At 40.4% G+C, this 14,734-nt stretch carries 10 protein-coding genes; 7 read left to right on the forward strand and 3 right to left on the reverse strand.

Annotated features, from left to right (window positions below):
• The first annotated feature begins 610 nt into the window (after positions 1–610).
• The 4 genes from ACE2AL_RS09010 to umoD all read left to right on the forward strand — a co-directional run bounded on the left by ACE2AL_RS09010 (position 611) and on the right by umoD (position 6,510).
• Entirely contained in the window at positions 611–1,963 is a 1,353-nt protein-coding gene (locus ACE2AL_RS09010) for an OprD family outer membrane porin (protein WP_272539438.1), read from the forward strand.
• Between the two features lie 39 nt (positions 1,964–2,002).
• Entirely contained in the window at positions 2,003–3,622 is a 1,620-nt protein-coding gene (locus tag ACE2AL_RS09015) for a bifunctional metallophosphatase/5'-nucleotidase (protein WP_375084258.1), read from the forward strand.
• Positions 3,623–4,038: 416 nt separating this feature from the next.
• A complete protein-coding gene (locus tag ACE2AL_RS09020; protein WP_206086390.1) occupies positions 4,039–5,343 on the forward strand; it encodes an NAD(P)/FAD-dependent oxidoreductase in 1,305 nt (434 codons plus the stop codon).
• A 573-nt stretch (positions 5,344–5,916) separates the two neighbouring features.
• A complete protein-coding gene (umoD, locus tag ACE2AL_RS09025; RefSeq protein WP_349414971.1) occupies positions 5,917–6,510 on the forward strand; it encodes a UmoD family flagellar biogenesis regulator in 594 nt (197 codons plus the stop codon).
• A gap of 51 nt (positions 6,511–6,561) precedes the next feature.
• Here the strand turns inward: umoD and mfd are convergent, their stop codons facing one another.
• Positions 6,562–10,005 (reverse strand): transcription-repair coupling factor, encoded by a 3,444-nt coding sequence (gene mfd, locus ACE2AL_RS09030; protein ID WP_375084259.1) that lies wholly within the window; start codon positions 10,003–10,005, stop codon positions 6,562–6,564.
• Positions 10,006–10,281: 276 nt separating this feature from the next.
• Between mfd and lolC the strand changes: the two genes are divergently transcribed.
• Genes lolC through lolE form a run of 3 tightly spaced genes read left to right on the forward strand, consistent with a single transcriptional unit; the run spans position 10,282 to position 13,425 of the window.
• On the forward strand, positions 10,282–11,484 hold the full coding sequence (gene lolC, locus ACE2AL_RS09035; RefSeq protein ID WP_375084260.1) for a lipoprotein-releasing ABC transporter permease subunit LolC: 1,203 nt from the start codon (positions 10,282–10,284) through the stop codon (positions 11,482–11,484).
• Positions 11,477–12,178 carry a lipoprotein-releasing ABC transporter ATP-binding protein LolD gene (gene lolD / locus ACE2AL_RS09040; protein WP_206086394.1) on the forward strand — a complete coding sequence of 234 codons (702 nt, stop codon included), beginning with the start codon at positions 11,477–11,479 and terminating at the stop codon, positions 12,176–12,178. The genes lolC and lolD overlap by 8 nt, the downstream gene beginning before the upstream one ends.
• Complete coding sequence (lolE, locus tag ACE2AL_RS09045; RefSeq protein WP_206086395.1) at positions 12,178–13,425, forward strand: lipoprotein-releasing ABC transporter permease subunit LolE; 1,248 nt, start codon at positions 12,178–12,180, stop codon at positions 13,423–13,425. Before lolD ends, lolE begins: the two co-directional genes overlap by 1 nt.
• A 62-nt stretch (positions 13,426–13,487) precedes the next feature.
• On the opposite strand, the gene ACE2AL_RS09050 is transcribed toward lolE, so the two are convergent.
• Entirely contained in the window at positions 13,488–14,033 is a 546-nt protein-coding gene (locus ACE2AL_RS09050) for a class IV adenylate cyclase (protein WP_349422406.1), read from the reverse strand.
• Between the two features lie 150 nt (positions 14,034–14,183).
• Positions 14,184–14,672 carry a TIGR00645 family protein gene (locus tag ACE2AL_RS09055; protein ID WP_206086397.1) on the reverse strand — a complete coding sequence of 163 codons (489 nt, stop codon included), beginning with the start codon at positions 14,670–14,672 and terminating at the stop codon, positions 14,184–14,186.
• Between the last annotated feature and the right edge of the window lie 62 nt (positions 14,673–14,734).

Genomic DNA, 14,734 nt, shown 5'->3' on the forward strand with positions numbered 1-14,734 from the left:
CTTTGGTCACATTTGATTAGATATTTAATGCAACTTATGTAACACGTTGTGACAGTGATCGTTTTAATTGACGTAAAATTACGATAGCATTCCTATTATGATAGTTTTATGACAATGCGTTGATAAATACAGTGCATTGAAAAAGAAAGCCATTCGCAAACAATATATTAAGTCAAATAGTGCTGTAAATTCTGAGATGTTTATTTCTCAAGGGGGAGTTTTGCCCAAAAAAAAGAGAATAAGTAACACTGCGAGTTTAAGTGCAAATTATACTTTCTATGTTGATTGAAAATTGACTGGCCTTGTTTGATCTTAACCTAAATTAAACGCTAAAAATGAGTAAGGATTCTGATAATAATTAAAGTTAATTAATTTTTAACAATAGGGGCAACACCTTATTAACTCAAAAAGTAAACACGCATGCGGCTAAATTGCTGTATTGAATTTTTTTTATTTAAAAAATGACTTTAGTGTTTGAAATGGACGTTTTTGTTTATCGTTAAGTTAAATTGTTTTATTAAGCTAAAAATAAAAAATGGTGATTTGTTGTTCATGGCAACATGACTCAACATAAAATTAATTCAAATAATCATTAACTAGGTTAATTCCAATGAAAGTTAAAAATCTTGCGCTATTAATGCTTTCTCCTTGCTATTTAGCAGTTACTATGGCAAATGCGAGCAACTGGGAAAATTCAATCAAAGAAAACGCATTTATTGCGGACTCAGAGTTAGAGCTGTCTACTCGTAATATGTGGAAATACCTGAAAACAGAAAACCGTTTTGATAAAGACGAACAACGCTACAGAAAACAAGTCGCTAATGCATGGGGGCAAAACTTTCAAGCCGATTTTAAATCAGGTTATTTTGCTGATGTGATTGGCTTTGATGCATCTTACTACGGCGGTATTAAGTTAGGCGCGAGTAAAGACTTCGCCTCTCGTGCAATTTTATATAACGATGATGGTCATGCGAAAGGTTATAACAAAATTGGTCAACGTTATGCCAAAGTTAAACTGGATTTAGATCCTGTTAAATTTAATGCAAAAGCAGGTTGGTTTACCCTAAAAAATACGGGTATTTTTACTAACTCACAACGTCTCTCTTTAAACAGTTACAGTGGTTATTACACCAATACAGCGATTGATGATTGGAGCTTGGATTTATTATATCTCGATAAGAAAGTCATGCGTCGTGATAGTCCAAATATCGATGCAATGTATTTTACGGATGGTAATGGTGTACGACATAACGTTAATCACGTGATCACTGGTGGTATTAACTACAATACAAAACCACTGAAAGTGCATTATTTTTATGGTCAAGCGGACGATTTATTCCGTCAGCAGGGTCTTGAAGCAAAATATAAGCTGACTTCTGACTTAACGCTCGGCACACAAATTTATAATCACGAGTACGGTAGTGACGGTAAACGGACTGAAACGAACGATGCAAAAGGCAAACGTAACTTTGATAAACGTGCATGGCACTATGCAGGAACCGCTGAATGGCGTGTACCAGAAACACCGTGGACACTGAGTACTGGCTTAACCTATACCCAAGCGAAAAAAGCGAATGGTGTAGGTCAATTTGCCCGCAACCCGATTGGTAATACTCGTGGCCGCTTTAACTCACCAGCATATGCAGATATCGACTATGTACGTGATGGTGAAACCATGGTCGCATTAGCGGCAGAATACCGTGTAAGCAAAGAGCTGTCTGTTGGTGCGCGTACTAACTATTCAGAATTCAAATATGAAGGCGAAAGATTAAAGCAAGGTCAATTTGGTCTGTTTAGCTACTGGAAACCAACAGAAAACTTATCTGTGTCACTGAGTGGCGGTCTGGGTTGGCACCACCAGCAAGAAAACGACTATACCACACCAAAGCTGTATGACGGCCACTCACGTCGTGCGCACTCGTTGTCAGGCTCTATGACCACAACTTATCGCTTCAAAATGTAGTCGGTAGTTGAGTGCTGTTTATAATAAAAGGATTGAAAAATGAAACATAAAATTGGATTACTGACCGTTTTGATTTCGGGAGCACTACTTGCAGGTTGTGCTACCAAAACGGCCGACACAGTAAAAGTACAAGTTATTGGTATCAATGACTTCCACGGTGCATTACAAGCGCCAGGTGATGGTAAATTAGGTGGGATAGAATCTATCGCAACCTTAGTTAACCAGCTGCGTGCTCAAAACGATAAAACTATCGTGGTAGGTGCAGGTGACTTAGTCGGTGCGAGCCCATTATTGTCTTCTATGTTCTATGATGAGCCAACCATCGAAGCATTAAGTGCAATTGGTATGGAAACAAGCGCAGTAGGCAACCATGAGTTTGATAAAGGTAAAGAAGAGCTGCTGAGAAAGCAAAATGGTGGCTGCCACCCAACTGCAGGTTGTGTCGGTAAAGACTCTTTTGCTGGTGCGGACTTTAACTATTTAGCGGCAAACGTGATTGTGAAAGAAACAGGAGAAACCCTGTTCCCATCTTACTTTATTAAAGAGTTTGATGGTATTCCAATGGCGTTTATTGGTTTGACGTTAGAAGGTACCCCCGCTATCGTGACACCTAGCGGCACCGCAGGTTTAGAATTCAAAAATGAAGTTGAAACCATCAACAATCAAGTTAAATTGTTAAAAGCACAAGGCATTAACAGCATCGGTGTGTTGATCCATGAAGGTGCAACCCAACAAGTTGATACTAAAGTCAAAGATATTAACCGTTGTGATAATATCAAAGGCCCAATCGTTGATATCGTTAATCAATTAGATGGTGCTGTTGACTTTGTCGTTAGTGGACATACTCATCAGGCGTATAACTGTGAAATTAATGGTAAAACGGTTATTTCTGCACAGTCTAACGGTACGTTGTTGTCTCAGCTAAATATTGAAATTGATAGAAAAACAAAAGATATTGTTAGCATTAAAGCGAAAAACATTCCAGTTGAAACAAAACGTTATGAGAAAAACCCTGAGCTAACCACTTTCGTACAAAAATACGAAAAAATTGCGTTACCAATTTCGCAAGAAGTGATGGGGTCTCTGAGTGCGGATTCAGACAAAAAATTATTGTCTGGTGGGGACTCAACGTTAGGTAAAATTATTGCAGATGGTCAGTTGTATGTTGCTTCAGCAAAAGATGCGGGTGGGGCACAAATCGCCTTCATGAACAGTGGTGGTATTCGAGCTGACATGAAAGCGGGTCAACAGACTTACGGCGATATCTTTACTGTTCAGCCATTCTCTAATGTGGTTGTGACTCAATCGCTGACAGGTGCTCAAATTAAACAAGCACTTGAACAACAATGGGATCGTGCACGTCCACAAGTGATGCCAGTGTCTAAAGGTTTCTATTATGAGTGGGATGACAGCCGCGCAGTGGGTGATAAAGTCATCCAAAGCTCAATGAAGTTAAATGGTAAACCGTTAGACATGAAGAAAATCTACCGTGTTGCAGCAAATGAGTTTTTAGCAACGGGTGGTAGCCGTTTCTCTGCCTTTAATGAAGGTAAAGACCGTGTTTACAGCGTGCCAGATAACGAAGCATTAATGCAATACTTCAAAGATAACTCACCAGTTTCAGTACCAACTGACGTGCGTATCAAAAAAATCAAATAATCCAAACTGATATTTAAATGATTGGAACCCGGGGTGCTAAGCGCTTCGGGTTTTTTATTGTTTGTTATTCATCCAGTTATCTTACCAATTAAAGATAATCAATTGTTTGTATTAAAATAAAAATGATAGAATAATGATTCTTATTATCATTAATGCTGATATGAATTTAATCATATGATTGATATTTAATGGTTTCGAGCTGACTCGATTCATATGCTGATAAGAAATGATTTGACGCAGGTTGTCGATATCATAATAATCAAGTAAATTGATGTGAATCAATATTTGGTATTACCAATAGACCAAGCATGATATTCTGAACTTCTTTGGGGCAAATGAGAGTGTTAATTATTGTTATCTAAGGTTTTTATCACTAGAAATCTTAAATAATTTTAATATATTTGTTCGAGGAATTTATGACCTTATCTCAACCAAAAATCATCGTTGTTGGTGGTGGTGCGGGTGGCTTAGAGTTAGCAACACGTTTGGGCCGAAAGCTAGGCAGGAAGAAACGAGCGCAGATTACGCTCGTTGACCGTAATCCTAGCCACCTATGGAAACCATTACTACACGAGGTAGCGACGGGTTCATTGGATGATGGCGTGGATGCTATCAGTTATTTAGCGCATGCAAGGCATAATGCATTTAACTTTCAATTAGGGTCATTAACGAATATTGATCGTGAAAATAAAAAAGTCGTGTTAGGTGAATTGCACGATAAGCACGGTGAGTTACTGGTTCCTTTACGTGAGCTTGAATACGATATTTTAGTGATGGCACTGGGAAGTACATCGAATGACTTTGGTACACCTGGCGTGAAAGATCACTGTATTTTCTTGGACAATCCTCATCAAGCTCACCGTTTTCATGACGAAATGCTAAACCTATTCCTGCGCTATTCTGTGCGTGATAATGCAGAGGAGAAAGTGAATATAGCCATTGTTGGTGGTGGTGCTACTGGGGTTGAATTGTCGGCTGAACTGTACAATGCAGTGGAACAATTAACGAGTTATGGGTTTAAAGGGTTAGATACAGACGCTTTAAATGTGACGTTGGTTGAAGCGGGGGAACGTATTTTGCCTGCATTACCACCGCGAATTTCAGGAGCCGCACATCAAGAACTGAATAAGCTTGGTGTGAATGTATTGACGAAAACTATGGTGACTAGTGCTGATTCAGATGGGTTAAATACCAAAGAAGATGGCAAGATTTATGCAGATCTTATGGTATGGGCTGCTGGGATTAAAGCGCCTGACTTTATGAAAGATATTGCAGGATTAGAAACAAATAGAATCAACCAGTTAGTTGTGAAACCGACATTACAAACGACATTGGATGACATGATTTTTGCTATTGGTGATTGCGCATCTTGTGCAAAACCTGAGGGGGGTTTTGTACCGCCACGGGCACAATCTGCACACCAGATGGCCAGTTTATGTTACGATAACATCCTTGCCATGATGAAAGATAAACCGCTTAAAGACTATATCTATAAAGATCATGGTTCTTTAGTGTCACTTTCGCGTTTTAGTACTGTTGGTAGCTTAATGGGTAACCTAATGCGTGGTGATATGATGGTAGAAGGACGTATTGCTCGTTTTGTTTATATTTCGTTATATCGCATGCATCAAATTGCACTGCATGGATATATTAAAACAGGCTTGATGATGTTAGTCGGCAGTATTAACCGAATTATTAGGCCAAAGCTTAAATTGCACTAATTTTTATTGGTGGAAAAATAAAAATACGTGATAATAGAATGCACTTGATTGCAAAGGTGATCCAGTGCATTAATTTTGATAGGACAATTAAGCTTATTGAAGTTGATATAAATCGCCAATTTATTTATTTTTTATGTGGTTAAGTGGTATTTGCATTTAAACCTATTCAGATCAATCTTCAGTAAGATTAAATCGTTTAGTATTGTAACAAGCATCATGGGTGATGTTTGAATAATTAAAATTATTAATGTTAATAATTGTTTTAAGAAATATATTATGAATAACAAATAGTTTTATTAAATTTATTATTTATATTTTATATAGCGGTATGTTTATAAACAAAGATAGAACTGAAAAAAACACTAGGCCGAGTTTATGAACGTTGAGTATCAGCTAGTTAATTTACTTTGTTAAATATTACACTAATAATGAATATCAGAATAATAAAATCATTATAGTTTATTGACACTAAGTTAGGATAATTCTAAAAAAATGTGAATTATCTTAGCAACGTTCGAATTCTCTCACTGAGTCGTTACAATAGATATACGGGTATTTAATAAGGGCAAATTGATGAAGCTAAAATTTAAGTTGTTATTAGCGGTAGTAGCGATTTGCCTTGTTTCGTTTGCTGTCTCATCGTTTATTCGAGAGCCTGAAGCAAAGCTCGCCACAGTCCTATCTGTTGAACCAATAAAGGCGAATCGTTTGGTTGAATATGAAAACTGTACGCTAACGGGGGTACTTGGTTCTTTTAATCAGCAGTCTTTATCGCGTTTTCATCCTGCACAAAATGAGTGCAAAATAATTTTTATGATTGAAGCCCTCCAAGGTAAAGGCGTTCCATCCCTATTTGATAATCAAAATAAAACATGCGTGAAGACACAAAGGATGGAGCTGGTGACCATTGGTTATGATGTAGTTTATCAGATAGGTAAAACGATTGGTAAGGTTAGAACATCTTATGCACCTTCGATTTTTATACCCTTAAATGAAGATGGGCGCTTAGATTTATCGCCTTCAAATTCAATTTGTGAAACTGTACGTAGTGATGTTAAAGAACTTTTACCATTCTATTGTTTACACCAAAACGAACAGCCACTCTCAAGTACTTCTGGTGTCTTGAGGCTACAACCTAATAAAAATACTTTAGGCTTTTTTGAGTAAATTCGATTTAAGGATAAGGGCCACCAAATTGATGGCCGCTATTTTTATAAGTTAAGCAAGCAGGTGTTCTTCAAAATCAGTCAATAACTGTTTGATAAAGTCAAGGCGCGTGACTCTATCGGCTAAATCATGGAAAAATTTCAAGCGTACAGGGCCATCTAAACGATACGTTTTTGGTTGGTTTTGTAACAAGCTGATCAAGAAGCTTGGGTCAACTTTGTTCTTTTCACCAAACTCAACAAAGCCACCTTTTTCATGGGCTTCAATACGTTTCACTCCCAGAGATTGTGCTTGTAGACGAATAGCAGCAGAGGTCAGTAGAAATTTCCCTGCATCGGGTAGGCTACCAAAGCGGTCGATGAGTTCTGTGCGTAATTCATTCAGTTCCTGATAGTCTTTAGCACTGGCAATGCGTTTATAAAATGAAAGACGCATATTCACATCATGGATATAGTCATCTGGCAATAAGACAGGCATTCGTAATTCAATTTCAGTTTGTTGATTCGTTAAGTCTTCTAATGACGGCTCACGACCTTCTTTTAACGCATCGACTGCACTTTCTAATAATTCCATATACAATGTAAAGCCGATAGTGGTCATTTGGCCGCTCTGGTCTTCGCCCAGCAACTCGCCTGCACCACGGATCTCGAGGTCATGAGTTGCGAGCGCAAAGCCTGCGCCTAAATCTTCCAAAGATGAAATCGCTTCAAGGCGTTTTTGGGCATCAGTCGTCATTGCCTTCGGATGAGGCGTCAGCAAATAGGCATAGGCTTGGTGATGCGAGCGGCCGACACGGCCACGTAATTGATGCAATTGTGCTAAACCAAAGTGATCTGCGCGTTCAATAATAATTGTATTAGCCGTTGGAATATCAATACCCGTTTCAATAATGGTGGTACAGATTAAAACGTTAAAACGCTGATGGTGGAAGTCGGTCATGACTCTTTCTAACTCGCGCTCGCGCATCTGTCCGTGCCCGACAACAAAACGGGCTTCAGGAACTAACGTTTCAAGTCGTGCTTTGGCTTTTTCGATATTTTCTACATCATTATACAGATAATAAACTTGCCCCCCCCGTAAAGTTTCACGCAAAATTGCCTCACGGACAACTAACTCATCATATTGACGAACAAAGGTTTTTACGGCTAATCGACGTGCTGGTGGGGTTGCAATAATGGATAAATCTCGCATTCCGCTCATGGCCATATTCAGCGTGCGAGGAATAGGTGTTGCGGTAAGCGTTAAAATATCCACATCCGCACGCATTGCTTTAATACGTTCTTTGTGGCGAACGCCAAACCGGTGCTCTTCATCGACAACCAGTAGGCCTAAATCTTTCCAGACAATATCGCTTTGCAATAATTTGTGTGTCCCAATCAAAATATCGACTTTGCCATCAGCAGCATCAGCAATAATTTGTTGTTGCTCTTTAGCGGTTTTAAAGCGAGAAAGCATTTCGATACGAACGGGCCAGTTTGCAAATCTATCCCTAAAGTTATCATAGTGTTGTTGAGCAAGCAGGGTGGTTGGTACTAAAACAGCGACTTGCTTATTATTATTGATAGCAAGGAACGCCGCTCTCATGGCAACTTCAGTTTTACCGAAACCAACATCCCCACAGACGAGCCTATCCATTGCCAGTGGCTGACACATATCACTCAAAACGGCATTGATGGCCATTTCTTGGTCAGGCGTTGTTTCAAAGGGGAAACCTTGGCAAAATTCTTGGTATTGCTGCTTGTCATGTTTGAATGCAAAACCTGCTTTTGCTGCACGTTGTGCATAAATGTCAAGAAGCTCAGCAGCAACATCACGTACCTTTTCGGCTGCTTTTTGGCGAGCACGTCCCCAACTATCACTGCCCAATTTATGCAGTGGCGCATTTTCGTCGGCCCCACCAGCATAACGGCTAATTAAATGCAGTGAAGAAACAGGAACATATAGCTTATCTTCTCCTGCATAGGTGAGAATTAAATACTCTGCTTTAATACCGCCAGCCTCAAGGGTGATTAGCCCTTGGTAACGGCCAACACCGTGTTCAATATGCACAACGGGTTGCCCTGGACGCAGCTCTGCGAGGTTACGAATTAAGGTATCTGTGTTAATCGTCCGGCGGTTATCTGTACGACGACGAACTACGCGTTCACCTAATAAATCACTTTCACAGATCAGCGCTTTATTCGCATCTGATTGAATAAAACCGCGCTCGGCTGCACCAATAGTAATCGCAAAGCGTGAGGTAATTGGGCTTGTATAGCTTTCAATGATTTCAGGGCGAATTTTTAACCGTGCTAATAACTCTGTTACTGTTTCACGGCGGCCTTCACTTTCTACAGAAAAAACGAGCGTGCCGTCAAATTGCTCACTAAATTGGCGAAGCTTTTCTAATGGTGTTTTGCTTTGCGCTTGAGTGCTGATATCAGGTAATGGCAAATAATCTAAATTGGTATTTGCCGCTTTTTTAGGTAGCGCCTCAGAAGAAAGTTGAATTCGTGGCCATTGTTTTAAATTTTGGTTGAGTTGCTCAACGGTAAGCCATAAATCTGCTGGAGGGAGCAGAGGACGCATAGGGTCAACACCACGGCTTTCATAACGTTGTTGAGTGTCAATTTGAAAACGCTCAGCGGCTTCTTGTAAATTCTGTGAAACAATCAGGCTTGAGGACGGTAAGTAGTCGAACAGTGATGGTAATGGTTGAGCAAAAAATAATGGCTGCCAATACTCAATACCTGTAGGTAATGTATTTTTGCTAACTTGTTGATAAATATGCTCAGGGTCGCGGCGTACTTCAAAACGTTCACGCCACTGACTTCGGAAACGTTCAATCGCGTCCTTGTCTGTTGGAAATTCGTGAGCGGGTAGCAAATTGATGCGAGCGACTTCTTCTAATGTTCTTTGTGTATCCACATCGAAGGTACGCAGACTGTCGATTTCATCATCAAAGAAATCAATGCGAAAGGGCAGTGAACTCCCCATTGGGAACAAATCAAGCAAAGCGCCGCGGGTTGCATACTCGCCGTGTTCTAACACTTGCTCTACATGACGATAGCCTGCTTTATCCAATTCATCACGTAAATTGTCACGTGATAATTTGTCACCTTTTGACATGACGAGTGCATGGCTCGTTAAGAAATCAGGTGGGCAGACTTTTTGCATCAAGGTATTAACAGGAAGAATTAATGCCCCTTTTTGCAAAGAAGATAGACGGTAAAGTGTTGATAAACGATGAGAAATGATTTCTTGATGTGGAGAGAAATTATCATAAGGCAATGTTTCCCAATCAGAAAGCGTCTCTACAGGGTGATATGTAAACTGTTGAATTTCATCTCGTAAGCGTAATGCATTTTGCATATCTCGCGTCACAATGACAACAGGCCCGTGATGACGTTGTATCATTTCTCCACATTCAAGTGCACCAGCCGCCCCAATAAGGCAACCTAAATGGCGAACATTGCCACTACGACTAGGGAGTTCATAACGAAATTTTGAGGACATAGAAATCTTTGGTATCTCACAGCGATTAGTTAGCAGTTAAACAAACATCAGAACAATAATAGACAGTCTTTAGATAATTAACACTTAAATAAATTAACCGATAGTTAAACTATAAAATTAACAGCAAAACAACTCATTTCAGCCTGTAATTTGTCTGAAATTCAGACAAAAAAGGGGGGAAAGCAGAAAAAAAACCGTTGAGTGGTTCCATTCATCAATCGTAGCCTTTATTATCGCTGAACACTTCGCTTTGGCAACAGGGGCATTAAAGATTTCATGCACCAATCTGTCTCATTATTTATAGGTCTGCGCTATTTGCGTGGGCGCGCAGCGGATAAATTTGGACGCTTTGTTTCCAGTTTATCGGCTATTGGTATCACTCTGGGGGTCATGGCCTTAATTACGGTGACATCCGTGATGAACGGCTTCGAACGTTCGCTACAAGATAGCATACTTGCCTATATGCCGCAGGCTATTTTAACATCGGCTTCTGGAAATATTGACCCAGCAAAACACCCTATTACAGGCTTGCAACATTTACAAGGCGTGAGCCGTATTGCGCCCATCGTCCAGTCCGACGTGGTACTGCAAAGTCGCACTAATGTTGGGGTTGGGGTAATGGCCGGTATCGAACCTGATGCGGACTCACTGCTACTAGATAAACTTATTAGTGGTAACAGGAGTGACCTCAAAGAAGGACGCTACCATGTTTTTTTGGGGAGCAAATTAGCAGACACATTGGGCGTAAAACGAGGTGACGATGTCCGTTTAATTATTCCAGGTGTTAGCCAACTGACTCCGATGGGGCGTATTCCAAGCCAGCGTTTATTTACGGTTGCAGGTATTTTCCAAACAAATGGTGAAGCTGATACTAGCGAATTGATTGTTGCTGCTCAAGATGCAGCGAGAATGCTGCGTTATCCCACAGGGAATATCACGGGGTGGCGATTGTATTTAAATGAACCATTGAAAGTTGACACACTCAGTAAGCAGGTTTTGCCTGATGGACTTGTGTGGACGGACTGGCGTGAACGCAAAGGGGAGTTTTTCCAAGCGGTTCGCATGGAAAAAAATATGATGGGTTTGCTCCTGAGCCTAATTATTGCTGTTGCGGCCTTTAATATCATCACCTCACTTTCTTTGCTTGTCATGGAGAAACAAGGTGAAGTGGCAATTTTAAAAACACTGGGTTTAAAGCGTTGGCGTATTTTGGCAATATTTATGATCCAAGGTGCAGGGGCTGGTATTATCGGTACGTTGATTGGAACGGTTTTAGGGACGCTTTTGTCAAGCCAACTCAATGTCATTATGCCGTTAATTGGGTTATTACCCAAAGGGGTTTCTTTGCCAATTGTACTTGATTATTCAGGTATTTTAATTATTGCAGTTTCTGCGATGCTTATTTCACTGCTTGCGACGCTTTATCCTTCTTGGCGTGCAGCAGCAGTTCAACCTGCTGAGGCTTTACGTTATGAATAAACAACCACTTCTTGTCTGTGAACATTTAAGTAAAACCTATCAAGAAGGTTCATTGTCGACGCAAGTGTTGAAAAATGTCAGTTTCTCTATGGGGCAAGGGGAAATGATGGCGATTGTCGGTAGTTCAGGTTCAGGGAAAAGTACGTTATTACATTTATTGGGTGGGTTAGATACGCCATCAGAAGGTAATGTGATTTTCCGTGGCCAACATATTAATCAATTGTCCTCTGATGAACGCGCAGCCATTCGTAATAAAGATTTAGGCTTTATTTATCAGTTTCACCACCTTTTACCTGATTTTACTGCACTTGAGAACGTAGCAATGCCGTTGTTGATTGGCGCTACAGCAAAAGAGATTGCATTTACTAAAGCGAAAGAAATGCTCAAAGCCGTGGGGCTAGAACATCGTGCAGATCACCGCCCTTCCGAGTTATCTGGCGGGGAGCGTCAACGTGTTGCGATTGCAAGGGCGCTGGTGAATGAACCTGCGTTGGTACTAGCGGATGAGCCGACTGGGAATCTCGATTTGCGCAATGCAGATGCCATTTTTGAGCTATTAGGCGAATTGAATCGCACGCAACGCACGGCATTTTTGGTGGTAACCCATGATATGACGCTCGCTCGTCGGTTATCTCGTCAATTAGAAATGCGTGATGGCCATTTACAGCAGGAAATTACGTTGGGGGCGCGGTAATGTTTCAGTTACCTCTTACACTCCTTGCGGCGATACGCTTTAGCCGCGGGCGTCGGCGTACAGGCATGGTATCTTTGGTGTCGATTGTCTCAACATTAGGGATCGTGCTGGGTGTTGCGGTGCTTATTATCGGTCTCAGTGCCATGAATGGTTTTGAGCGCGAATTGAATAATCGCGTGCTATCCGTGGTGCCTCATGGGCAAATTTACGCAGTAAAACCGCCGTATAAAGATTGGGATTTTGCTGAGCAGGTTATTCGCAAAACACCAGGCGTTGAAGGCGTTAGTCCGTATGTGAATTTTACGGGGTTGCTTGAGCGCGGTGCAAACTTAAAGGCGATTCAAGTGATGGGGGTTTCCCCAGAAACTCAGTCACAGGTCAGTGCATTGCCGCAATTTGTGTTGAATGATGCTTGGAAAGATTTTGCCGCAGGTAATCAATCGATTATTTTAGGCCAAGGTGTTGCAGACGCATTGAATGTGAAGCAAGGGGATTGGGTGACCATCATGATCCCCAACACTGATGAAAGCTTAAAAATTCAACAACCTAAACGTATACGTGTGCAAGTTGCGGGTATTTTTAAACTCAGTGGGTTACTTGATCACCAATTAGCGTTAATACCATTAGAGGATGCTCAGCAATATCTGGATTACGGTGATGGTATTAGTGGCTTTGAAATTAAAGCAGAAAATCCTTTTGAGGCGGATAAAGTTGTCTATGATGCTGGCCTAAAGACAATGCACCACGTTATTGTGAAAAGTTGGATTGGTGATTATGGCTATATGTACAATGATATCCAAATGGTACGTAGTATTATGTACTTAGCGATGATTTTAGTGATTGGCGTGGCATGCTTTAATATTGTATCGACGTTAGTCATGGCAGTTAAAGATAAAAGCAGCGATATTGCCGTATTACGGACTCTCGGGGCGAAGGACGGGCAAATTCGTGCCATTTTCTTATGGTATGGCTTGCTTGGTGGTTTAGTTGGTTCATTGATTGGGGTCGTGCTTGGTGTTTTGGTTTCGGTTAATTTAACTAGTATTATTAAAGGATTAGAGATTGTTTTAGGGCATCCAATTCTTTCTGGGGATGTGTATTTTATCGATTTCTTGCCTTCTGAATTGCATATTATGGATGTGGTGTATGTATTAATTACTACCATTATTTTAAGTTTATTAGCAAGCTGGTATCCTGCACGCCGTGCAAGTAAATTAGACCCCGCTCGTATTTTAAGCGGCCAATAATGCTATAATAGACTAGACGCCAAGGTATCTTTCTCATCGAGATGATGATACTTGGCGTTTTTTTATTTTTTCTCTAAAAACATTTGCTTATAGCTGCGTTTTTCAATCATTTCTTCAGTAAAATCATACCTTTTTGCGAGCAACATTAATTTTTGATAGTAGTGCCCAAGTAGGCATTCATCATCCGTCATAATGGCAAATTCAGCAAACCAACCGATGCCGTCAAGGTGGTCTACTGTAATGTGGACATCCCCAAGAAAATAAATACTACGGACTTTCGTCGTCGTTAAATGGCAATGATAGCCCAAAGTGACTAGCATATTTTGTACGTGTTGGCAGTCATCGATATTAATGGCTTTGCATTCTGAAGACGAAGGGCCTTTGACTATCCACAGTTTGATTCCAGAAGGGATCATTTCACGGACACACATACTGATATTATTATTGACAAGAGGCTGGTGAGTACTTTCATAGAAATAGTCTGTTTCTGAATTATTCTCTGTGAAAGGTTCTGCGTGGTCGGTTTTTATTTTTTGCAGGAATGTCGCGTGATCTGCTAAGCGAAACTTAATTTCAGCTTCATATTTACCGATAAAATGCTCGCTCATATTAACGTCCTTATTGTGCCATCAAATTATTTAGGCGAGATCGTAGCACAGCAGGAACAACGACATCGAGTTAAATGTATGCTAACAAATTAATTGATGGCCGATTATTCGTATCGTATGAAAAACAGGCACAACAAGGACAAAAGAAAATTACTTTTTCGTCATTTTGTCTAAGTAGCCCATGACAAAGGCTGATAACACAAAGGTCAGGTGGATAATGACGTACCACATGAGCTTGTCATTTTCGACACTTTTTAAATCCATAAAGATTTTCAGTAAGTGAATAGATGAGATCGCTACAATTGAAGCGGCAACTTTATTTTTTAGGGAAGAGGCATCCATTTTGCCTAACCAACCCAGTTTTTCACTGCTATCAGGAATATCCATCTGAGAAACAAAGTTCTCATAGCCTGAAAACATCACCATCACTAATAGACCACCAACTAATGCCATATCAATCAATGAGAGCAGCATAAGGATTAAGTCTGCCTCAGGGATGGATAATATGTTAGGTAGAATATGGTAGAGTTCTTGGAAGAACTTAATCGTTAAAGCTAATAATGTCAGTGACAACCCAAAATAGATAGGTGCTAAGATCCAACGCGAAGCATACATTGCTCTTTCGAAAAACTTTTCCATGAAACCCCTTTAAATGGTGAATAATCATCGCAGTAAATCTGCGGGATGTATTCTAACTGTAT

The organism is Providencia xihuensis (genome assembly GCF_041953405.1).
Classification (GTDB): Bacteria; Pseudomonadota; Gammaproteobacteria; order Enterobacterales; family Enterobacteriaceae; genus Providencia; species Providencia vermicola.